Source organism: Uliginosibacterium silvisoli (genome assembly GCF_036017035.1).
GTDB lineage: Bacteria > Pseudomonadota > Gammaproteobacteria > Burkholderiales > Rhodocyclaceae > Viridibacterium > Viridibacterium silvisoli.
This window is the reverse complement of sequence record NZ_JAYXHS010000001.1, coordinates 595,898-617,899: the sequence shown is the minus strand read 5'-3', so window position 1 is coordinate 617,899 and position 22,002 is coordinate 595,898. Positions and strand designations below refer to the sequence as shown.

Below are 22,002 nucleotides of genomic sequence, written 5' to 3'. Positions count from 1 at the left end.
TTTTACTGTTGCAACCACTGTAGCAGCCACAGCGCCGTCATGCCGGCGGCGATGGTCGCCATCACCGAGCGCGACAGGTACGCGACGAAGATCGCCAGCAGACCCGCCCACAAGCGCAGATTGTCAGCGGCGGCATGCGCCACACCGTCACGCATCAACAGTTCCGGTGCGACCAGCGCGGCAAGCACCGACATGGGTACGTAGCGCAGCAGCGCATGCAGGCGCTCACTGCGTGGCAACCAGCGCTCGCCGGCGATGAATGACAAACGGATCAGGAAGGTGCACAGGCCTGACACGAGCAGCGTGAGCAGCAGATAGTCGTCGCTCATACCGGCTCCTTCCGGTCCAGCTTGCGCGAGGCCAGGCCCGCTGCAATGCCGGCTGCGGCGGCAAGCAGTATCCAGAGCTTGTACGGCAGCGGCTGGGCCAGCACGGCGACGATGCCTGCCACGAGTGCCGCACTCATCTCGCTGCGACGATGGATCGCCAGCACCAGCAAGGCGATGAAGGTCAGCGCGATGGAGAAGTCGAGCGACCAGCTGGCGGGAATCGCCGCACCGATCAGCACGCCACCCAGCGTCGACAACTGCCAGCCGCTCCACAGGGTGAGGCCCGTACCGAACAGGAACCAGTGACGCTGCGCGCCCGGCGGCCCATCGCGGAAGCGCACGAGCGCCGCGGCATAGGCTTCGTCGGTGAGCAGGTAAGCAAGCAGGATCTTCCAGCGCCAGGAGAGGCCACGCAGCCATTCCGCCACGCTGGCGCTGTACAGCGCATGGCGCAGGTTGACCACGCCCACGGTGGCGCAGATGACAGTGGGCGGCACGTGTGCGCCCCATAGCTGCGCGAAGACGACCTGCGAAGCGCCGCCGAACACGATGGACGACATCGCCACCACCGCCCATGCCGGCAAGCCCGCGGCAAGGCCCAGCACGCCGAACATCAAACCGAATGGCACGACGCCGAGCAGCAAGGGCAGCTCGGCGCGAATGCCGCTGCGGAATTCATCTCCTGCGCTGAGGTCGCCTTTGCTGTCGCTCATGTGGCTCTTATCGATTTTCGCAAGACGGGATTATGACGTGCCTGCAGATGAGGTCACGGCGGGTCCGCTAGAATCACTCTTCCCCAGCAGCAGGCCGCAGCCATGCTCGAGCGCATCATCTCGATTCTCTTCCCCGTGTTTTCCATCACCGCCATCGGCTATTTCGTCGCGCGTCGCGACAAGCCCGACATGTCGGTTGCCAACAAGCTGACCATGGACGTGTTCGCGCCGGCGCTGGTGTTCGGCGCGCTGGCAAGTCGCGACTTCCACGTCGCGCAGTTCTGGCGACTGGGGCTCGCCATGCTGCTCATCACCATTGCGTGTGGCGTGGCAGGTTACGTACTGGCGCGCGCACTGAAGGAAGACTTCCGCACCATCGTGCCGCCAATGATGTTCGGCAACTCGGCCAATCTCGGCATCCCGCTTGCCGTGCTGGCTTTCGGCGACAGCGCGCTGCAGCCTGCAGTCATCCTCTTCATGGTCTCCAGCCTGCTGCATTTCGGTTACGGCGGCTGGCTGCTTGATCACAAGGTGAATCTCGGCAATCTGTGGAAGGTGCCATCGGTCATCGCAACGCTGCTCGGTCTGGCTGTGTCATTGAGCGGCATCGTCTTCTGGCAGCCGCTGGTGATTGCGCTCAAGCTGCTCGGCGATATCGCCATTCCGCTCATGTTGTTTGCGTTGGGCGTGCGCATGACCGATGTGAGCCTCGATGGCTGGCGGCTGGGCGTCATTGGCGGTATCGCGAGGCCCATCATCGGTGGCGTTATCTCAGCCGTGTTTGCATGGCTGTTCGACCTGCACGGCCTGCAGGCCGCGTTGCTGATCATCTACGGCGCGCTACCGCCGGCCGTCATGAACTACCTGTTCTCCGAGCGCTACGGGCAGGAGCCGCACAAGGTGGCTTCCATTGTCCTGCTGGGCAATCTCATTGCGATTGTCGTGCTGCCCATCGTGCTGGCGTTCGCGCTGAGTTAGCGGGTTGGCGAATCGGGTGTGCGGGAGCCCGGCTCAAGTCACCAGTCGGCGGCTGACTCGATATCGAGAGAGTACGAAAGCTGCGAGCGTCGACAGCAGAAACACGGCCACGGGATAGGCGCAGTTCCACCAGAAACTGCTGGCGAAGCGCTCGTCTGCGATCTTCAGGACATCCACGAAGATGGCGTGGATGGCATATATGCCGAGCACCAGCGGGCCGATGCGTGACAGGGCGGGTGCGTCGAGCAGGCGGGTCCCGGAGAGGCCGATCATGGCCACGCCGAGGCCGTAGAGCCAGGTCGCTGCGACAAAGTCGTGCCACATATTGCTTGCCCAGTAGTGGTGGAGAAGCTGTATCTCCAGCAGCTGCAGGATTGCGCCTGCAGCCGTGATGGCCAGGCCGTAAGGCAGCCAGGACGTTCTCGGTCCGATGCGCTGCAGAACGTAGCCGGTCACGAAAAAGACAAGACCGAAGAACGGCCCCTCGCGAAAATTGAAGTGGATGTGGAAGCCGATGGGCGTGTCCGCATAGGCGCCGCCCATGAGGCCGACGGTGAACAGGATCAAGGCCAGTGCGATCAGGCCGCTTCGCAGCTTCAGTTCCAGCATCACGGCACTGATCGCCACGCACCACAGCAGCGAGACAAGGAACCACAGGTGCGCCTTCGTGCTTTGCAGGAGCAGCGTAACCGGCCTTGCCAGAAGTTCCGCAATCCTGTCGTGCATCAACGCCGGGATGCCTGCGAACCCGGCTTTGGCCACCTGTTCGATGTTCGTGGGCAGGAGGTAGATCAGCGACCAGCAGATGAGCAGGGTGGCAATCCGTTGCGCCATCTTGCGCGAGGGCGGGAGGGGCGACTCAGTCTCTCCGAATTTTCTGGCCCAGAAGAAACCGGACAGGATGAAGAAACAGGGAACGGCGAAGCGCGCGAGCTGATTGATGACCAGCCCGGCATCGAACACGCTGCCTGGCAGCGCCGAATGGTTGAAGGGTTCGGTGTGGATGACGATGACGGCGAATATCGCAATCAGGCGGATCACATCGACACTACCTGTCCTGCTCACTTCAGCGCCCGACAAACAAAGCGTTGAGCTCAATTGCCCGACCACGTTCGCCCGCATTTGCCAGAAAGTCGGCGCTGCGCCTGGCGGCTTCACTGCTACGCGGATCGCGTGGCGCGGTGGCATGCAGCAGGCGCACGCAACGCTCGAGCTCGGGCAGGTTACGCTGCCGCATGAAGCGCTCGCAGAGCATGACGAGCGTGCTCACGCGGATACGCGGCACGGGCTGTGCTTTCTGCAGGTAATTGCGGAAAGTGTCGAGCACCAGTGCGTGGGTTTCGTTCTTGTGGCCCGGCATGCGCAGGATCTGGGCGACCGTGATGTGATAGGCCTCGCTGGCGGGCGCCAGGGCTGTGACGTTGAGGCATTCCTGCAGCACGGCCGGATCACCTTGCGCCTCCTGCGCGACTTGCGCATAGGACTTACGCGCTTCGTCATAGCTCATTGCCGCCATCTGACGACGCGCGCGGGCGAGTGCGCCGCTGACGACGGTGCTCTCACTGCTGGAGTCCGATTGCCCGGCAGCGACTTGCGCGAGCCGTCGTGCGGCGCGGCCGCGCAGTGGCCAGGCGAGTAGCGCACCCATCAACAGGCCACCGAAATGGGCGCCGTAGGCGACATGCCCGTTTCCGAGCCAGAACAGCTGCACCAACTCGTTGGCGATCCAGATGGGCAGGGCGAGCAGGGCCGGGGCGCGGATGACGTCGAAGTACACGACGATGGAATAGAAGAAGGGAATCTTCTGGCGACCGAGCAAGGTGGCAAAGGCGCCCATGGCGCCGGCAATGGCGCCGGAAGCCCCGAGCAGGCCGGCAGCGTCATGGTTGAGCAGCAGGTGCATGCCGAGCGCGGCGAAACCGGCGCACAGATAGATGCCCAGGAACAGGAAGGTGCCGATCAGGGCTTCGACGGCGGGTGCGATGAGGATCAGCACCAGCATGTTGCCGAAGATGTGATCGAGGTCGCCGTGCAGGAACTGATGTGTCAGCGCGGTCAGCCAGGAGGGGTGCTCGGGGTCGTAGTGGTAGCGATTAGTGAAGACCTTGGCCAGCGCGGCCTCGTGGTTGCTGCGTGCCTGTTGCCACAGGCGGTAGTCCGGGTGGCGTTCGGTGACGATCTCGCCGGCATGCAGTTTCTGCATGAAGGCTTCGTTGTTCTCCATGTGCTGCACGGCTGGCCCGACCTCACCGGCGGCGGCGAGATCACGGATGCTGTCGGCGTCCTGCTGTTCTTTCTGGCTGCGCAGCCAGGTTTCGTAGAGCGGTAGTTCGATTCTGGGCAGAGGGCCCTTGCTGTATTGCTCGATCTCGGCAGCGTAGCGCGCCTTGTCGCCGGACTGCAGGCCGAAGAAGACGAAGCAGTTGATCAGGACCAACAGGCAGACGCCAAACGGGAAATGGGCACGGGTGATGCCGTGCAGATAGGGCATGAGAACCATGATGCGATGCTAACAGCCGCCCACATCCGAGAAAACCCGCAAAGCCTTGCTTGTCGCGTGCGGCCGACGGAATGGCGGGATCGGCGAACGGCTATACTGACAGGCCCGAATCCGGAGTTGTCGGTGTCTTCTTCTCCGTCTGCACGCGCCGTTGGCCTGGGTTTTGCTGCGCTGGGCGCGCTTGGTTTTTCCTTCAAGGCCATTTTCATCAAGGCCGCCTACGCCTATGGCGTCGATGCGGAAACGCTGCTGGCGCTGCGCATGGGCTATGCGCTGCCGTTCTTCATCGTCATGGGCCTGTACATCGCGCGCACCGAGCCGATGCGTCTGACGCGCAGTGACAAGCTGATCCTGGTGTTGCTCGGTTTCCTTGGTTACTACGCGTCGAGCTATCTGGATTTTCTCGGCCTGCGCTACATCACGGCCTCGCTGGAACGCCTGATCCTGTTCCTCTACCCGACCCTGGTGCTACTGCTGTCGGCGGCTTTTCTCGACAAGCCGGTACGACGCGGCATGCTGGTACCGCTGGCGATATGCTATACGGGTATCGCTCTGGCCGTCGGCCACGATCTGCAGATCGGTGGCAGCAGCGTGGCGCTCGGCTGCGCCCTGGTATTCGCCAGCTCGCTGTCGTACGCCTCCTACCTGATGCTCAGTGGCGAGGTGGTGCGGCGTCTCGGCTCGACGCGCGTGACCGCCCTGGCGACCGGCGTGGCCTGTGCGCTGAGCCTGGGGCAATTCTTCGCCGTGCGCCCCGTCGTCGCCCTGGTGCAACCCTGGCAAGTGCACGCGCTGAGCATCTGCATGGCGATCTTCTCGACGGTGCTGCCGATCTGGCTGGTGTCCGAGGCCATTCGCCGGCTGGGTGCAGGCCCGGCTTCCATGGTGGGGACGCTGGGTCCGGTATTCACCATCCTGCTGGCAGCCCTGATCCTGCATGAGCCGTTGGGCCTGATGCAGCTGCTCGGTGCTGCGCTGGTGGTGTTCGGGGTGTCGCGCCTGCGTGTGTGAGCAGCGGATGCGTGGGCAGCATGGGGTCGGCACGATGTGGCCGACAGGTGCGAGAATGCGGGTACACACATATCGCCATGCATGCAGGCGTGGCAGCTAAGGACAGGTCTTGTTGACGAATGGCGCAGAGGGGCAGCGCAAGGCCAGTGGCAAGCGACGCCTGATCGTGCAGTTGAGCGCGTTGCTGGCGCTCGGTTTCGTGCTGACCAGCGTGATCAGCTACGTGGTGTCGCGGCGCGAGATCCATGTGGCGATCGTCGAGCGCGAATTGCCGCTGACGTCCGACAATATCTATTCAGAGATCCAGAAGGATCTGATCCGGCCCATCTTCATCTCGTCGATGATGGCCAGTGATACCTTCCTGCGCGACTGGGCGCTGGATGGCGAGAAGAACCTGCCCGCGCTCACCAAGTACCTGAGCGAAGTCCGCACGCGCTACGGCACCTTCAGCAGTTTCTTCATCTCGGAGCGCACACATAGTTACTACCATGCGGATGGCATGTTGCGTGCCGTCTCCGAGAGCGACCCGCGCGATGCCTGGTACTTCCGTGCGCGTGCCATGCGCGACCCTTACGAAGTCAATATCGATCTGGATACGCGCACGCCGGAGACGATGGCGGTGTTCATCAACTACCGCATGTTCGACTATGCCAACCAGTTCATCGGTCTGACAGGCGTTGGCCTGACGGTGGATACTGTGCGCCGTCTATTGCTCGACTACCGGCAGCGCTATCAGCGCAGCGTGTATTTCGTGGATAGACAGGGCAAGGTGATGCTGTTCGGTACAGACCCGGTGCACGGCGTGCAGAGCATCCAGGAGGTGGAGGGGCTGCGTGACATGGCGGCGCAGATTCTCGGCAACGCTGCGACGAACAGCGCCAGTCACTCCTATCAATATCGCAGCAAGGGGCACGACTACTTGCTCAACGTGCGCTACATGCCGGAGATGAAGTGGTTCCTGTTCGTCGAGAAGCGCGAGGACGCGGCCTTGTCAGGCATCCGCCGCACGCTGGTCATCAATCTTGTCGTGTGCGGCCTCATCCTCGCGGGCGTGTTGTGGCTGACCAGCATGACGCTCAACCGTTATCAGTTGCGGCTGGAGGACATGGCGACGACGGATCGCCTGTCGGGCCTCTTCAATCGCCATGCCTTCGATGTGCTCATCCAGCAGGCGCTGGCGGAACATCGCCGCAACGAGCGTCCGTTGTGCGCCTTGCTGATCGACATCGATCACTTCAAGGCGGTCAATGATCGCCATGGCCATCTGAGTGGCGACCGCATGATCGCGCACGTCGCCGGCCTGATCCGGAGCAACCTGCGTGAATCCGACATTGCCTGTCGCTGGGGGGGCGAGGAGTTCCTGCTGTTGCTGCGGGATTGCAGCCTGGCGCACGCCCTCGTGATTGCCGACAAGCTGCGCGAGCAGGTCATCGAGCAGCCCTTGGCCGATGCGGCGGGTGATATCCACGTCACCGTCAGCGCCGGGATCAGCGAGCTGCGCGATGAAGACACGCCAGAGACGCTCGTCGAGCGTGCCGACCGCGCCTTGTATGCCGCCAAGCGCGCAGGGCGCAATTGCGTCGAGAGTGCCTGAGGCTGTTCCTGCGGGCGGTTGCCACGCGCGCCGTCGCCACAGTTTTTTACCGATCCAGTGCGTCTCAAGCGTCGTTCCCTGACAAAAGGCATTGACTTTGCTGCGGTGCAGCATCATGGTTAACCCTATAGCCTGTCTTTCTGCCACGCAGCGGTGCAGGGACTCGTCGGCCCGACGGGGGAGCAGCAAGGAGTCAGATCATGGGTGCATTGGGCGGAGTGGATTCGCGGCCAGCGTTGCTGCCAGACACGCGACAGGACGAAGGCGGAGCGGGCGGCGCGGTAGGTTTCGCGCTCGGTGGCCTGGGCGGCGGTAACGCGTTTGGCGCCGGGTTCCTGGCGGCAGCACGTGAGCGGCGTATCCGCCCGACAGCCATTTCCTGCACATCCGGCATGATTGCGTGGACCGCGCACTTCCTGGCCGGCGACGATCTGCGTGAAAAGCTCCGCGAGCATCTGGCGGAGATGCCCAAGGCGCCCGATTCCGTGCCCTTCGGCAATCAGTGGGTGCTGGCCAAGGGCTTGCCCGGCGTGTTCCGCCCGGCGATGCAGGAATACTGGGAGCGCTGGTCCTTCCTCTCGCCTTTCTCCGAACCCAAGGAGTGGGCCGACCGGCTCATGCCGGCGCAGACCTGGGTGCCGACGCGCTCGTCCGAATATTTCGAATTCGTCGCCAGCACGCTCGCGCAGAGTCATGTTGCCGTCATGTTCAATGCGTTCTGTCCGCCGACCGGGCAGGAGATCCTGTTCATCAATGCCGCTGCGCGCGACAAGCTCGGCGTCGACTGGCATGACCAGACGCCGGAAACGATCTACATGCCGATCACGGCCGAAGGTGTCGAAGCGGCCCTGCATCTTTACAGCTACGGGTACGAGCGCACCTATTTCGGCATGAACCTGATCGATGGCGCCTATCACCGTCAGTTCATTCTCAACGAGCTGTGCGAGCTGGCGCGCCCGGCGCGGCCCGAGACTCTGTGGATCGTGCGGCCGCAAAATTCGCGCTGGATAGGCGCGATGCCCGAGAACTACTTCGAGCAGCGCGACATGGAAACCGAGATCGGTATGAACAGCTCGTATGCCATGCAGATTTCACGCATCGAGCTTATCAATCGCCTGGCGCGCGAAGGCCGGCTGACCGATGACGCCTACGGCCACATCCAGCTCGAACCCTTCCAGTTTGTCGGCAAGCGTGGCTACTTCGATTACTTCATCGAGAGCGAGCACGTGTTTGATACCGCCTATCACCGTGCGCTGGATCAGTTCGTCGCCCGGCATGGCTGGATGGCAGACAAGCTGGCCACCAGCTGAGCTTCGCCTGCTGCCTGCAAACGCTCAGGCGGCGGCCTTGCCGGACAGGGTTGCGCCTGCATCGGGCGGCAGACGGAGCAGCCAGAACAGTGACGACAATGCGACCAGCCCGATGCAGACGAAGGCAATCGAGAAGTCCACCGCCATGAGCACCGGGTGGCCCATGAAGTGCTGCGCGGACTGCAGGCAGGCGGCGCCAATGGTGACGCCCATGCCTGCCGCGAGTTGCTGCGTTACGCTGGCAAGGCCCGTTGCCTGGCTCATCTGGGGTGGGTCAATGTCCGCATAGGCCAGGGTGTTGAGGCTGGTGAACTGCAGCGAACGCAGGCAGCCGCCGAACAGCAGGATCGCCATCATCAGCAAGTGTGGCGTCGTCGGCTGGAACATCGCGATCACGGCCAGTGACAGGGATACGAACACCGCATTCCAGATCAGCACCTGGCGGAAGCCCCAGCGCTTGAGGATGCTCGCCGCTGCCGTCTTCATGCCCAGCGCGCCGATCGCTGTCGCGCAGGTCAGCGTGCCGGACTGGAACGGCGTGAGGCCGAAACCCAGCTGCATCATCAGCGGTAGCAGGAAGGGGATGGCGCCGATGCCGGCACGGAAGAAGAAACCACCGACCACACCAGCGCGGAAGGTGGCTGTGCGAAACAGCGATAGCTGCAGTAGCGGGTGGGGCGCGCGTTTCGCGTGATGCAGGTACAGCGCCATGATGATCGCGCCCGCCGCTACACAGCCGAAGGCGACCGGTGTCGACACGAGGTGCCGCCCCAGTGTCGCGAAACCCATCATCAGCAGCGCGAGCCCGAAGGCCGAGAGTACGAAGCCGCGCACATCCAGCGCGCGTACATCGGCTTCCTTCACCTGTGGCACGTGCTTGTAAGCCATGTACATGCCCAGAATCGAGATCGGCACGTTGATGAAGAAGATCCAGCGCCAGTGGAAGTAGGTGCTGATGAAGCCCCCCAGCGGCGGCCCGATCACCGGGCCGAGCAAGGCCGGGATCGTCAGGTAACTCATCATGCGGACGAGCTCCGCCTTCTCCGTCGAACGCAGGATCACCAGCCGCCCGACCGGAATCATCATCGCCCCACCCATGCCCTGCACGAAGCGGGCTGCAACGAAGCCGCCCAGCGTGCTTGAGAACGCACACAGCATCGAGCCGAACATGAACACGCCCATCGCTGTCTGGAACACCGTCTTCGAGCCGAAGCGGTCCGACATCCAGCCACTCACCGGGATGAAGATTGCGAGGCTGACGAGGTAGGAGGTCAGTGCCAGCTTCAGCGCGACCGGGTCCTCCAGCAGATCCCGCGCGATCACCGGCAGCGAAGTGGCGATGACGGTCGAGTCCATGTTCTCCATGAACAGCGCGCTGGCGACGATGACCGGCAGCAAGGGCACCATGCGACCGAAGAAGCGGAATTCGGGAAAATCAGCTTTCGGGGCGGAAGGGTCGGTCACGGTAAGCTGGACGGTACGTGGAAGGGCGCTAGCCTGGTGCGGTTCGGGCTTGTCGCCGCACAGAAAAAAGTAGAGGCGAAAGGGCTGGCGTGCATGATGCCCCGGCCCTCGCCAGGATGACAGGCGCTGATCACGAGCAGCCCGTCAGATTGCAGGTGCTGCCGGGCGCTTCTTGTGGAAGGTCACCGGCACTTCCACCGTGCTCGGCGGCGGGCCGTCGAAGATGTGCTTCCTGATCTTGCTCATGACATGCATTTCGCATGGCTTGCAGTCGAAGCGTAAGGTCATGCGCTCGTTGCCATTGATCAGTGTCATCGGCTCGGCGCGCACCTGGCCCTGCACGCCCTGTACGCCCTTGGCCTGCTTGGGACAGAGATTGAAAGAGAAGCGCAGGCAGTGCTTGGTGACCATCACAGGCACTTCGCCGTCTTCCTCGTGCGATTCGTAGGCGGCGTCGATGAGCTCGACGCCATGCTTCGTGTAGAAACGGCGCGCGGCCTCGTTGTAGACGTTGGCGAGATAGCTGAGGGACTTCTCGGGATACGCAATGGGCGGGTCGATGGCGGGCGTACGCGTCCAGCGTGGCAGGCGTGCTGCGCGTTCGGCTTCGAGCGCGGCGACGGCGTCGCGGCGCAGTTGATTGATGAGGGAGGCGGGCGCAAACCAGGGCTGTGACCACACGATGTCGATCTCGCGCGCAGCGAAGATCGTGTTGCCGAGTTTGGCGAGGTTCTCGCGCAGGCCGCTCTCGGCACGCTCGGCATGCTGTGCTGGTTGCCTGGCGTGGTCGACGGTCACGTAGGCGCAGGCGCCGGTCTCGTCCGCGAGGGTCAGCGAGAAGCCGTCGTCGGTCTCGGCGAACAGCAGGTCGAGCGCGATGCGGCGCTCGGCGGATTTCTTCAGCAGGGCCTGTTCCCAGGCGTGGTCGCGGTTGCGCGAGATGGCGGTGCCGACACGCAGGCCGGCGAGTTCCTTCATCGCCTGGTTGGGTTCGACGCGCCACCGGCCGAGTTCGATCCTGTTGCCGGCGTGGTCTTCGTCCTGCCGCGTGCCGAGCTGCTTTACGACATTGGCCTGCATGCCGCGCACTTCGCGCTTGTTCATGTAGGTGAGGCCGTCGCTGTTGGCGAGCGGCTCGGTGGCGGCCAGCTCGAACCAGTCCGGGCCGATCTTCGTTACTGTGCCCAGCGGCAGGCCGACGTGCGTGGGCGCGTCGAAGGCGCCGATGTCGATCTTGCGGCCGGTGACGAAGTAGTCCGTCGCGCTGCGGTTGAAGGTCTTGTCGGTCTCGGGCGTGAAGCTGAAGGCGCTGGCGCCGTGCGAGGACTTCGCCAGCTCGGGGCGTTGCGTGAGGAGCTCGTCGAGGAGCAGACGGTAATGAGCAGTGATGTTCTTCACATAGCTCATATCCTTGTAGCGGCCCTCGATCTTGAAACTGCGGATGCCGGCATCGACCAGGGCGGCGAGATTGGCGCTCTGGTCGTTGTCCTTCATCGACAGCAGGTGTTTGTCATAAGCGACGACGCGGCCCTGCGAATCTTCCAGCGTGTAGGGCAGGCGACAGTCCTGCGAGCAACTGCCGCGGTTGGCGCTGCGACCGGAGTGCGCGTGGCTGATGTAGCAGTTGCCGGAGAAGGCCACGCACAGCGCGCCGTGAATGAAGAATTCCAGCGCGATGGCCGGATCGATGGCTTCGTGGATAGCCTTGATCTTGTCCACCGTGAGTTCGCGCGCCAGCACGATCTGTGAGAACCCCGCCTGGCTGAGGAACTTTGCCTTCTCGACGGTGCGGATGTCGCACTGCGTGGAGGCGTGCAGCTGGATAGGTGGCAGGTCGAGCTCGAGCAGGGCCATGTCCTGGACGATGAGGGCATCGACGCCTGCGTCGTAGTACTCACGCACGAGCTTGCGGGCCGCGTCCAGCTCGCTGTCATGCAGGATGGTATTAAGCGTCACCATGATGCGGCTGCCATAGCGGTGGGCGAACTCCACCAGTCCGGCAATCTCGCTCACCGAGTTTTCGGCGTTGGTGCGCGCTCCGAAGGCCGGGCCGCCGATGTAGACGGCGTCCGCGCCATGTAGCACGGCTTCGCGACCTATCTCCGCTGTGCGCGCAGGCGAGAGCAGCTCGAGCTGGTGGGTGGCGAGGCTCATGCCTGTTTTCCCGTGCGACGGGTCTTTGCGACCGCTGGCTTTGCCGATGTGCGGGCTGGAGCCCTGGGTGCCGGTTTCTTGCGCGTGATGGCTTTCTTTGTCGCGGCAGAGCTTGCCTTGCCGGCCTTCGGCAGTGGCGGCGGGGTCAGTCGCTTCTGCGCGAGGATGCTGGCATGGCGTTTCGTACCGACCAGGCGTGCGTACCTGGTTTCGATGTCAGCGCGGTCGATCGACTCGTTCTTGCGGGCGAGGCAGGCACAGACGAATGCGCCCTCGTCTCCGTACTTGTTGACCGACCAGCCGATACCGCCGTTCTGCGGACAGCCTGTCCAGAACGCAACCCAGCGCCAGTCGGGATAGGTGCGACCGTCCTTGGTGCGCGTGGCATTGGCCAGACGCACGCCGACGACGCCAGAAGTGTTGCGCGTGGTCTTGCGGTCTCGTGAGGACATCGGTTCCGGCAGCGTCGGCAGGATTTCCTTGACCCATTTGCGCGCAGCGCGATTGGCCTTCTCCCAGGTGCCGTAGCGGGCCAGCGTGAAATTGGCCTGATAGCGCGTCTTCTGGCGATTGATGCGCGCCATTACGCATTTTTCCTGCACGTTCTGGGTAAGGTAAAGGGGCATGTGATCTCCTCGGCTGCAATGCCGGGTTAGTAGTGCGGCTCGGGCGACTGAGCTGCTGCGGGCCAACCTGCTAGTTTACTCGCCTTGCTGCCTCGACGCGAAGCCTTGTTCACGAACATGCGACCGTGATTTGTTGCAATTGGTTTCCTGGGCACGCCAGCCACGCCGTCTCGCGATGCCCTGTGCAGTGGAAGCATTTTCCAGAGTGGAATATCTACTGCACATCAAAATGGTTTGTCGGCACGGTGGGCGGGCCTAGCCTTCAATCACGTATTCCGTGAGGAGCAGTAGATGAAGGCACTGATCGTAGGGGCTGACCGGGTCGAGCCGATTCGCGAAGAACTGGAGCGTGCTGGCCATTTCGGTATCACCCGTACCGAGCACTGGTCGGGTCGCAAGGTCGGGGATGTGCGCCGCGCCGTCTCCGATGACACGCGCCTGATCGTCGTCATCTGCGACCGCATCAATCACAAGTTGCTCGACCATGTGCGCAAGCAGGCCAACAAGCTGGGCGTGCCGACACTTTACTCGCGCCATTCGCTGGTTGAGATCCGCGACAAGCTGGCTCTATTGAAGCCGGTCGCGCATTGAGTTGGATCTTGCAGGTCAGAAAAGCGACGCGCCTTCCGACATCGGTCGCGGTTTACAAGCCTGTGCGTGTTCCACGTGGATGAATGTCGGAAGGCGCTTCGCTTTTCCGACCTACTGAACTTCTACGGCAAGATGACTTCGCCCAGCGTCAGCCAACCGGTCTGGTCGGCATCCTGGCGGGCGTTGGCGAAGCGCACGGGTTGGCCAGCGGGCAGTGGATTCGCCACGCGTAGCAAGATGCGGTACGAACCGCTGGCGACACCGGTGATGCCAAAGGCATGCCCGACAGCACTGGCTGGCGCATCGGGTAACAAGCCATTGAGCGTGTGCTGCGATTTTCCGGCGAACAGTAACTGCCCCTTGTCGTTGAGCAGGGCAAATTCCAGCGGCCACGCGTAGTAGAAGGGCGCAACGCCACGGTTCTCCATCTGGAGCGTCAGCTCTAGCGTCTTGCCAGCCGGTTTGTCGGCGAGCGCGAACGCAACCCTCGACACATGGAATTCGTAACCCATGCGTCGCACTTCCTCGATTGCACGCCGGCGTCGCTCCGGCGGGTTGCCGGCCTTGAACATGCCACTGTCCATCAGCCAGCTGACGTGGGTTGCCTCCACGCTCTGGCGGAAATTCTCGATGCGTGCATCGTCAGGAGATATGTCGAAGACCTTGCCCCATGCCTCCGGCCGGATCTCGCCACCAATCGGTTGTGTCTGCCATTTGCGCAAGGCCGCTTCGCCCGCCTTCTGCGTCAGCGGCACGAAATGCCAGGCGTTCTTCGCGCTGAGCGTACCCCATGCAAACGAGTCGTCGTGGTAGCCGAATGCGCGAGTCGCATTGGAGACGTAGCGCACATCGTTGTCGCCGGCCGGGTAGCGCAGCAATACCGGCGTGACATGGAAGGCCGCCGCATAGGCGTCCATGACTTCGGCTTGCACGGTCTTGCTGGCGAATTGTGCGTCGAGCGGGTAGTCGTGCCATTCACCCCAGTGGCCAAGCAGGCCTGCCGTGATGAAACCGATGCGCGGATCGCCGTCGTAGCGCGTGCCGAATGCGGCGATGAAGTTGCGCAAGGCGCTGCGCAGGGCCGGGTTCTCGTAATCAGGTGTCTCGATGTCGACCGGCGGCCGTGGCGGCGTGCTCGCGCGTTGTGATCTGAATATCTGCAAACCGCCATCGATGAGGAAGGCGGGCAGGCTGTCCTTCTTGCCGGGGTATTCGGTGTAGAAGCGCAGTACGGCCTGATGGCCACGCCCTGCAATGTCGCCCAGCAGGCGCTCGAGCGCGCTCCAGTCATAGCGGTCCGGTCCCGTCATGACTGCTGACAAGGCCATGTAGCTGAACTCCATGCTGTACGGGAAGCCATCCGGGTTGGCCGGATTCGCGTACGGCACGAGGCCCTTGAGCGGATTGTCGGCTGGCGCAGGGACGTAGGCTTGCGGCTGCCACGCCGGCTCGGTCGCCAGTGCCGCACTCATGCTTGATGCCAAGCTGCACGCGAGCATCAGGGAGCGCCACAGGCGATCGAATTTCCAGCCTTGCAGGGAACGCAGCATGAGCGAAGGTGTGACGTGGGCGCAGCCGATATGCAGGCTACGGCCGTTTACCGTCAGACTTGATCAGGCCAGCAGCGCACGTGCGTGATGGCGCATGTGCTCTTCGATGAAGGTTGCGATGAAGTGGTAGCTGTGGTCGTAGCCGGCCTGGCGGCGCAGGGTCAGCGGACACTTGGCCTCAGCCGCCGCACGCTCCAGCTGTTCCGGCATGAGTTGCGTGCTGATGAAGCTGTCGGCTGTGCCTTGGTCTACCAGCAAGGGCATCTGGGCGCAGCCCGACGCCAGCAGGGCGCAGGTGTCCCAGGTCTCCCACAGCGCGCGATCCGGGCCGAGGTAGCGACTGAAGGCCTTCTCGCCCCACGGGCTGATCGTGGGATGGCAGATCGGCGAGAAAGCCGACACCGAGCGATAGCGACCGGGATTGCGCAGGGCGCATACCAGTGCACCATGGCCACCCATCGAGTGGCCGGAGATGCTGCGGCTCTTGGTCACGGGCAGGCTGGCCTCGATCAGCTGTGGTAACTCGGTCACCACGTAGTCGTGCATGCGGTAGTGCGTCGACCACGGTGCCTGCGTGGCATTCAGGTAGAAGCCGGCGCCGAGGCCGAAGTCCCATTTGCCCTCCGGGTCGCCCGGTACGCCTTCGCCGCGCGGGCTGGTGTCGGGCGACACGATGGCAATGCCCAGCTCGGCGGCAATGCGTTGCGCGCCCGCCTTCTGCATGAAGTTCTCGTCGTTGCAGGTAAGGCCGGACAGCCAGTACAGCACCGGCACGCGTTGGCCGGCAAGCGCTTGTGGCGGGAGGTAAATGGCGAACACCATATGACAATCGAGCACGCTGGAGCGGTGGCCATAGCGGCGATGCGCACCACCGAAGCAGCGGTTTTCCGAGAGCATTGTCAGCATGTTGTCTTTACAGGTCGTAGTGGATGACGGTGCGGATGCTCTTGCCCTCGTGCATGAGGTCGAAAGCCTTGTTGATGTCGGCGAGGCCCATCTTGTGCGTGATGAAGGTATCCAGCGGAATCTCGCCACGCTGCGCACGCTCCACATAGCCCGGCAGCTCGCTGCGGCCACGCACGCCGCCGAACGCCGAGCCGCGCCAGACGCGTCCGGTAACCAGCTGGAAGGGACGCGTGGCAATTTCCTGTCCCGCGCCGGCCACGCCGATGATGATGGACTCACCCCAGCCCTTGTGACAGCACTCCAGTGCCGAGCGCATGACGTTGACGTTGCCGATGCACTCGAACGAGTAATCGACGCCACCATCGGTGAGGTCGACGATGACCTGCTGGATCGGCTTGTCGAAGTCTTTCGGATTGACGCATTCGGTGGCGCCAAGTTGCTTCGCGATCTCGAACTTCGCCGGGTTGGTGTCCACGCCGATGATGCGCGAGGCCTTGCCCATTACCGCGCCGATGACGGCCGACAGGCCGATACCACCCAGGCCGAAGATGGCAACCGTGCTGCCCGGCGTGATCTTTGCCGTATTGAGCACGGCGCCGATACCGGTGGTGACGCCGCAGCCCAGCAGGCAGACCTTTTCCAGCGGTGCCTCCTTGTTGATCTTCGCCACGGCGATTTCCGGGAGTACCGTGTATTCGGAGAAGGTCGAGGTACCCATGTAGTGGAAGATGGGTTTGCCGTCTTTCGAGAAGCGCGATGTGCCATCCGGCATCAGGCCCTTGCCCTGGGTACTGCGGATGGCCTGGCACAGATTGGTCTTGCCCGAGAGACAGAATTTGCACTTGCCGCATTCGGGCGTGTACAGCGGGATGACGTGATCGCCAACCGCGAGCGAGGTGACGCCGGGACCGATGGCCTCTACGATGGCGCCCCCTTCGTGACCAAGGATGGCCGGAAATATGCCTTCGGGATCATCGCCGGACAGCGTGTACGCATCCGTGTGGCAGACGCCGGTTGCGACCACGCGCAACAGCACTTCGCCCGCTTGTGGCGGTGCGACATCCACTTCGGTGATTTCGAGAGGCTGGCCTGCGGCCCAGGCTACGGCGGCGCGCGATCTGATCATGGTGCTTCCTTGTTCGGCGTGATTCGGGGTGGGCCCTGATCTTACTTTAGCCAAATGAGCTTCTAACGGCTTGCTGCCACAAAGGGCAGGCTTTGCAGCAAGCGCGATCAAGAAAGAGCGGGCCGTGGTGGGTAGGCTGATGGTGTTGCGACACGCAGCGCAGCATCGAAATTTATTGGTGTGCCCCGGCATTGCAACTAGAATCCGTCGAGGGCGACTTCTTTAAATTCGCCTTTAAAACAAATACATACAAAAAAGTATGGCGGGCGATGCCGCACATACATCCTTTGGAGGAGCAGACAATGAGACTCAAACTATGGGCTGGCGCCTGCCTGTTGGGCATGGCGACCACGGCTTTTGCGGCAACTGACTATCCGAGTGGTTATACGAAGTGCGCGCAGGTTGGCAGTGCTTGCGCGATGACGGGTACGCATACGGTGGCGCTCGGCAAGTCCGGGTCCTTCGTGTATGCCACGCTGACCGGCAACTTCACATGCCAGACCTCGCTCTTCCCCTCGAACAGCTTCACCGCCAGCGCATGGTGTTCGGTCGGGCCAACGGCCAGCGGCGGCAGCTCCTCAAGCGTGGCGAGTTCCATCGCTTCGTCGAAGTCCAGTAGCAGTGTCGCCAGTTCGGCCTCCTCGTCGAAATCCAGCAGCAGCTCCAGCAAGGCTTCGAGCAGTTCGAGCAGCGTCGCGGGTGGGCCGGGCAGCGGCTTCTGGCCGCTCAAGGGCGATGTTGGCGCGCACGATCCGACACTCACCAAGGAAGGCAGTACCTGGTGGCAGATGCATACCGGCACCGGCATCCAGGTGCGCTATTCGAACGACAACGGCGTGACCTGGGCCAGCACGCCACAGATATTCCTGAGCCGTCCGAGCTGGTGGAAGACTTATGTGCCCAACCACACGAATCTGGATGTCTGGGCCCCGGACTTGTCGACCTACAACGGCCGCGTGTACCTGTACTACTCGATCTCCACTTTCGGCAGCAATGTGTCGGCCATCGGTCTGATGTCGGCCAGCAGCATCTCGTCCGGCAGCTGGCGTGATGATGGTCTGGTGATCCGCTCGACGGCGTCCAACAACTACAACGCCATCGACCCGAACCTGACGATCGACAAGGACGGCAATCCCTGGCTGACCTTCGGTTCGTTCTGGAACGGTATCCAGCTGACCAAGCTCGACAAGAGCACGATGAAGCCAACGGGTTCGCTGACGACGCTGGCGACGCGCTCGGGCGGCATCGAGGCACCGACCATCATCTATCGCAGCGGCTACTACTATCTCTTCGTGTCGATCGACAAGTGCTGCGCGGGCGTGGATAGCACCTACAAGATCGCTTACGGTCGCTCGACCAGCATCACCGGCCCTTACCTCGACAAGAGTGGCAAGGACATGAAGAGCGGTGGTGGCACGGTGCTGGATGCCGGCAATGACGTATGGAAGGGCCCGGGCGGTCAGGACATCTACGGCACCTCGGTGATCATTCGCCACGCCTACGATGCTACCGCCAACGGTGCACCGAAAATGCTGATCAACGATCTCAACTGGGATTCGTCAGGCTGGCCGAAGTACTGACACATGCTGTGTCATTGAAGATATGGAAACGGGCTGCTTGCAGCCCGTTTTTGCTTTCCTGGGGTGCATGTTGGCACGCACGTTGCGACGCACATCGCAAATCACGAGTGGCTGGGCTATCGTAGGAACGATCGCGCCTCGCCGATGTCTTGTCTGATGCACTCCGGATATGCGTCGCGCAATTCCGTCACCTAATTGTCACCCCTCAGCGAGGTAGATTTCATGCGGATCCGTACTCTGGTGCTGTTGATCGTCGTGGCCTGCAGCATGGCGTTCATCATCTTCAACTGGCAGGCCATTACGGCGCCTGGCAGCGTGTCGCTGGGCGTGACCACGGTGAATGCGCCACTCGGCGCCATCCTGCTGGCGCTGCTGGTCCTCCTGTCGGTTCTGTTCTTCGGTTTCGTGGCGAATCTGCAAACCACGCTGCTGATCGAATCACGCCGTCATGCCAAGGAGCTGGCAGCACAGCGCAGCCTGGCGGACACGGCCGAAGCCTCGCGCTTCACGGAGTTGCGCAACTATCTCGAGACCGCGCTTGGCCAGATCGGCGAGCGCGACGCCGCGCAGCAGGCTATCCTGCTCGACTATCTGGCCAAGCAGGAGGCAACGGTCTTGCGTGTCGTGCAGGAGTCGGGAAATGGTGTTGCCGCGCATCTGGGCGAACTCGAAGATCGCCTGGAGCGCGCAGGCTATCAAGGCAATCCAGAGGGCCGGCACTGAATCTCTGAAGTCTCCCTGGATAATGTATTCGTCATTCTCCAGGGGGCGATCGGGGGCGTGAATGAATCTCGCGCGCTACCGGCGGCGCGCCTGACGTTTCTTCGGGCGAGGCTTCAGGTCGCTCTTGTCGGCCAGGTCGAGCGCCGCGCGCGCCAGCGTGTCAGCCATCCTGTTGCGATGGCGGGGCACCCACACCAGTCTTGCATCGCCAAAGCCCGCCAGCAGCACGCGTGCTTCGTCGAAGACGTGTGCCAGACGTGCAACAGGTGTCGCGCCGGCCAGTTGCGCGACGAGCACGCTGCTGTCGCTATGGATCTGCAGCGGTCGCTGCTCAGCACCCAGGTCATGCAGTAGTTGCAGGGCCGCAATCAAGGCGCGTGCTTCCGCCTCGTTATTGCATCCTGACGCACCGAGGGCGCGCGACAGGGAGTGCTGCACGCCATCGGGTGCGGTTACGACGACACCGATGCTCATGCGTCCGGGGTTGGGGTGGGCAGTGCCGTCGCAATGCACCTGCCACCGTGCTGCCGTCGTTGTCTGGCCTTCGTGCGTTGCTGCGGAATCCGGGGTGTTCGCCATGCCTGGCATGCTACCTGCGATAGGGCACTGAACAAATCCCTGCGAGATGCTGTCAATCATCGGCCGCCGCATGGTGGCGAGGTCAAGAAGTTAAACTGCCTGTTCCGGGCGCAGCCTGATTCACGCCACGAAAGGCACGCATGATTGCATTGCACCCCCTGCTTGAGGATATTGCACGCCGCTACCCCCCCGGCGTAGCGCGGGCTGAAGCCGCAGACAACGATGCTGCGCAGCTGGTTCAGTTGATGCGCCATCTGCGCCCTGCGCGCGGAGAACCAACCGAACAGCGCGAAGGGCGCATCCGTCTGTTGATCGACGTGTTGCGTAGCCGGCCGCAACTGGCGGCGGGCCTGCGCGAGTACCTCTCCTCCTTGCTGGCGGCACGCAATCACTTCTTCGTCTATGCCGAGAGTGGCATCCTCGGTAATACCGGCTTCTTTACCGAGTTGCGACAGCGTATCGGCAATCGCCTGTTGCCCCCGGCGCTCGATCCGCGCTTCCTGCGCGATCTCATCGAGGAGGTGTTCGAGCACAGCGACGACGCCGAGTGGCTGGCCTCGACGCCCCGAGAGCTATGGGCCGAATTGCTGCATACCATCGGCTTCAGTACCGAGACGCCGACGGCAGGGCAGATACAGATCCGCAAGGAGATGTGCGAGAGCTTGCGCGTACTGACGGTGCGCCTTGCAGCGCTCGGGCTGGAGCCCGACCTGGTGCGCTACTACCCGGCGTTGTCCGAATACGAGTCCCCCTTTCTCGCGCAACAACGCGAGTTCGAGACGGTGATTGTCAGCATGCAGGGTGCGCTGCTGGGCGAGTCGGACGAATGGCCGGATAGCGCACATGCCGATGTACTGCTGCAGCAGTGTTGCGACGCGCTGGTGCGCATCCGCAAACTGTCGCACGAAGCGGGCGCCGCAGTGCGCCTGTCCTGGCACTTGACCCGCGCGTTCCAGATCATCGAGCGCATGCGCGAGATGCTGGCCCTGCTCATGCCGAGCCCTCGCGAGGAGCGGGTACAGATAGCTTTTGATTTCTTCTTCTATCTGGTCAAGGCCGAATGCCGCCGCCACAGTGTGCGCGAGCTGGTGACCAGCGTGACTGACCTGTTGTCCTTGCAGGTGACGGAGCACGCCAGCAAGACCGGCGAGCACTACGTGACGCGTGACCGCAGCGAGTTCTACGCGATGTTCCGCGCAGCGGCGGGCGCGGGGATCATTGTTGGCTTCATGGCGCTCATCAAGATGCTGATCGCCATGCTGCATCTGCCTCCGCTGTGGGAGGCGCTCGGTTTCAGTCTCAACTATGGTCTGGGCTTCGTGCTGGTGCACCTGCTCGGCTTCACGATTGCCACCAAGCAGCCGGCGATGACGGCGGCTACGCTCGCCGCTGCGCTCGATCCGCGCAAGCATGGTACGAGTCGGGTAGAGGAGATGAGCGAGCTGATCGTCCAGGTGTGTCGCTCGCAATTCATCGCGATTGCCGGCAATGTGTTGCTGGCCTTTCTCACCTCACTGGGCATCGCCTACGCATGGGTGCAGATCTTCGGCGTGCCCGCTGCGTCGGTAGAGAAGGCGCGCAGCATGCTGCACGATCTGCATCCGCTGTTCAGCATGGCGCTGCCCCACGCTGCGATTGCCGGCGTGTGCCTGTTCCTGTCGGGTCTCGTCACCGGCTACTACGACAACAAGGCAATCTACAACCGCGTGCCGGATCGCTTGCGGCGTGTGCGTTGGCTGCGGCGCCTGCTTGGCGAGGTGCGACTCGAACGACTTGCGGTCTACGTCGAACACAATCTGGGGGCATTGGCCGGCAACTTCATCTTCGGCTTCATGCTGGGCTGCATGGGCACACTGGGCTTCCTGCTCGGCCTGCCACTGGATATCCGCCACGTCACCTTCGGTGCGGCAAATCTTGCGTACGGTTTGCAGGCGCTGGATTTCCAGGTGTTCTGGACCGAGGCGCTGGTGTGTGCCGTCGGCGTGATCCTGATCGGCATGACCAATCTGGCCGTGAGCTTCTCGCTGGCGATGAACGTGGCATTGAAGTCACGCCGTGTGCGCTTCTCCGATACGAAGGGCCTGCTGCGCCTGCTGCTGCGTCGCTTTGTGCGACGGCCGCGAGATTTCTTCTGGCCGCCCAAGGAAGCAAAGGTAAAAGAGGTGCAGGCGCTGGAAGAGTGACGCGCTGCGCTTCGTAGCGCCCGGCGCGCCGACTTCCGGCTTCCGGCAAGCCTTCGTCCGGGCTACCTCAATGCCGGGTGAGCTG

19 protein-coding genes are annotated in these 22,002 nt (G+C 62.8%); 8 read left to right on the top strand and 11 right to left on the bottom strand.

What is annotated here, in order from left to right:
- Positions 1-2 precede the first annotated feature (2 nt).
- Both VVD49_RS02840 and VVD49_RS02835 read right to left on the bottom strand, forming a co-directional pair.
- Entirely contained in the window at positions 3-329 is a 327-nt protein-coding gene (locus VVD49_RS02840; protein ID WP_327597612.1) for an AzlD domain-containing protein, read from the bottom strand.
- Positions 326-1,042: an AzlC family ABC transporter permease gene (locus VVD49_RS02835; protein WP_327597611.1), complete on the bottom strand. Its 717-nt coding sequence runs from the start codon at positions 1,040-1,042 to the stop codon at positions 326-328. The genes VVD49_RS02840 and VVD49_RS02835 overlap by 4 nt, the downstream gene beginning before the upstream one ends.
- 102 nt (positions 1,043-1,144) lie before the next feature.
- Between VVD49_RS02835 and VVD49_RS02830 the strand changes: the two genes are divergently transcribed.
- Positions 1,145-2,020, top strand: a complete 876-nt coding sequence (locus VVD49_RS02830) for an AEC family transporter (protein ID WP_327597610.1) — start codon at positions 1,145-1,147, stop codon at positions 2,018-2,020.
- Between the two features lie 33 nt (positions 2,021-2,053).
- Here the strand turns inward: VVD49_RS02830 and VVD49_RS02825 are convergent, their stop codons facing one another.
- A complete protein-coding gene (locus VVD49_RS02825; RefSeq protein ID WP_327597609.1) occupies positions 2,054-3,085 on the bottom strand; it encodes an acyltransferase in 1,032 nt (343 codons plus the stop codon).
- Between the two features lies 1 nt (position 3,086).
- Entirely contained in the window at positions 3,087-4,520 is a 1,434-nt protein-coding gene (locus tag VVD49_RS02820) for a rhomboid family intramembrane serine protease (protein WP_327597608.1), read from the bottom strand.
- 123 nt (positions 4,521-4,643) lie between these two features.
- Between VVD49_RS02820 and VVD49_RS02815 the strand changes: the two genes are divergently transcribed.
- The 3 genes from VVD49_RS02815 (at position 4,644) to VVD49_RS02805 (ending at position 8,435) form a co-directional block, all read left to right on the top strand.
- The gene (locus tag VVD49_RS02815) at positions 4,644-5,531 is read left to right on the top strand and encodes a DMT family transporter (RefSeq protein ID WP_327597607.1); all 888 of its coding nucleotides are present in this window, start codon (positions 4,644-4,646) and stop codon (positions 5,529-5,531) included.
- Positions 5,532-5,643: 112 nt separating this feature from the next.
- The gene (locus VVD49_RS02810) at positions 5,644-7,125 is read left to right on the top strand and encodes a sensor domain-containing diguanylate cyclase (protein WP_327597606.1); all 1,482 of its coding nucleotides are present in this window, start codon (positions 5,644-5,646) and stop codon (positions 7,123-7,125) included.
- Between the two features lie 200 nt (positions 7,126-7,325).
- Entirely contained in the window at positions 7,326-8,435 is a 1,110-nt protein-coding gene (locus tag VVD49_RS02805) for a hypothetical protein (RefSeq protein WP_327597605.1), read from the top strand.
- A 24-nt stretch (positions 8,436-8,459) separates the two neighbouring features.
- Here VVD49_RS02805 and VVD49_RS02800 read toward each other — a convergent pair whose 3' ends face one another.
- The 3 genes from VVD49_RS02800 to VVD49_RS02790 all read right to left on the bottom strand — a co-directional run bounded on the left by VVD49_RS02800 (position 8,460) and on the right by VVD49_RS02790 (position 12,679).
- Positions 8,460-9,899 carry an MFS transporter gene (locus tag VVD49_RS02800; protein WP_327597604.1) on the bottom strand — a complete coding sequence of 480 codons (1,440 nt, stop codon included), beginning with the start codon at positions 9,897-9,899 and terminating at the stop codon, positions 8,460-8,462.
- A 144-nt stretch (positions 9,900-10,043) separates the two neighbouring features.
- Complete coding sequence (locus VVD49_RS02795; protein WP_327597603.1) at positions 10,044-12,053, bottom strand: peptidase U32 family protein; 2,010 nt, start codon at positions 12,051-12,053, stop codon at positions 10,044-10,046.
- Complete coding sequence (locus VVD49_RS02790) at positions 12,050-12,679, bottom strand: hypothetical protein (RefSeq protein WP_327597602.1); 630 nt, start codon at positions 12,677-12,679, stop codon at positions 12,050-12,052. The genes VVD49_RS02795 and VVD49_RS02790 overlap by 4 nt, the downstream gene beginning before the upstream one ends.
- A 291-nt stretch (positions 12,680-12,970) precedes the next feature.
- Here VVD49_RS02790 and VVD49_RS02785 point away from each other — a divergent pair, with 291 nt between their 5' ends.
- Positions 12,971-13,270 (top strand): DUF2325 domain-containing protein, encoded by a 300-nt coding sequence (locus VVD49_RS02785; RefSeq protein ID WP_327597601.1) that lies wholly within the window; start codon positions 12,971-12,973, stop codon positions 13,268-13,270.
- A 122-nt stretch (positions 13,271-13,392) separates the two neighbouring features.
- On the opposite strand, the gene VVD49_RS02780 is transcribed toward VVD49_RS02785, so the two are convergent.
- The 3 genes from VVD49_RS02780 to VVD49_RS02770 all read right to left on the bottom strand — a co-directional run bounded on the left by VVD49_RS02780 (position 13,393) and on the right by VVD49_RS02770 (position 16,852).
- Entirely contained in the window at positions 13,393-14,820 is a 1,428-nt protein-coding gene (locus VVD49_RS02780; RefSeq protein ID WP_327597600.1) for a DUF4832 domain-containing protein, read from the bottom strand.
- A 63-nt stretch (positions 14,821-14,883) separates the two neighbouring features.
- Positions 14,884-15,726, bottom strand: coding sequence for an S-formylglutathione hydrolase (fghA, locus tag VVD49_RS02775; protein ID WP_327597599.1), 843 nt, complete (start codon positions 15,724-15,726; stop codon positions 14,884-14,886).
- A gap of 7 nt (positions 15,727-15,733) precedes the next feature.
- On the bottom strand, positions 15,734-16,852 hold the full coding sequence (locus VVD49_RS02770; RefSeq protein ID WP_416384879.1) for an S-(hydroxymethyl)glutathione dehydrogenase/class III alcohol dehydrogenase: 1,119 nt from the start codon (positions 16,850-16,852) through the stop codon (positions 15,734-15,736).
- A gap of 302 nt (positions 16,853-17,154) precedes the next feature.
- Here VVD49_RS02770 and VVD49_RS02765 point away from each other — a divergent pair, with 302 nt between their 5' ends.
- Both VVD49_RS02765 and VVD49_RS02760 read left to right on the top strand, forming a co-directional pair.
- On the top strand, positions 17,155-18,432 hold the full coding sequence (locus VVD49_RS02765) for a glycoside hydrolase family 43 protein (RefSeq protein ID WP_327597598.1): 1,278 nt from the start codon (positions 17,155-17,157) through the stop codon (positions 18,430-18,432).
- A 222-nt stretch (positions 18,433-18,654) separates the two neighbouring features.
- Positions 18,655-19,155 (top strand): hypothetical protein, encoded by a 501-nt coding sequence (locus tag VVD49_RS02760; protein WP_327597597.1) that lies wholly within the window; start codon positions 18,655-18,657, stop codon positions 19,153-19,155.
- A gap of 75 nt (positions 19,156-19,230) precedes the next feature.
- On the opposite strand, the gene VVD49_RS02755 is transcribed toward VVD49_RS02760, so the two are convergent.
- The gene (locus tag VVD49_RS02755; RefSeq protein WP_327597596.1) at positions 19,231-19,734 is read right to left on the bottom strand and encodes a ribonuclease HI family protein; all 504 of its coding nucleotides are present in this window, start codon (positions 19,732-19,734) and stop codon (positions 19,231-19,233) included.
- 140 nt (positions 19,735-19,874) lie between these two features.
- Between VVD49_RS02755 and VVD49_RS02750 the strand changes: the two genes are divergently transcribed.
- Positions 19,875-21,917 (top strand): site-specific recombinase, encoded by a 2,043-nt coding sequence (locus VVD49_RS02750; protein WP_327597595.1) that lies wholly within the window; start codon positions 19,875-19,877, stop codon positions 21,915-21,917.
- Positions 21,918-22,002: the final 85 nt, after the last annotated feature.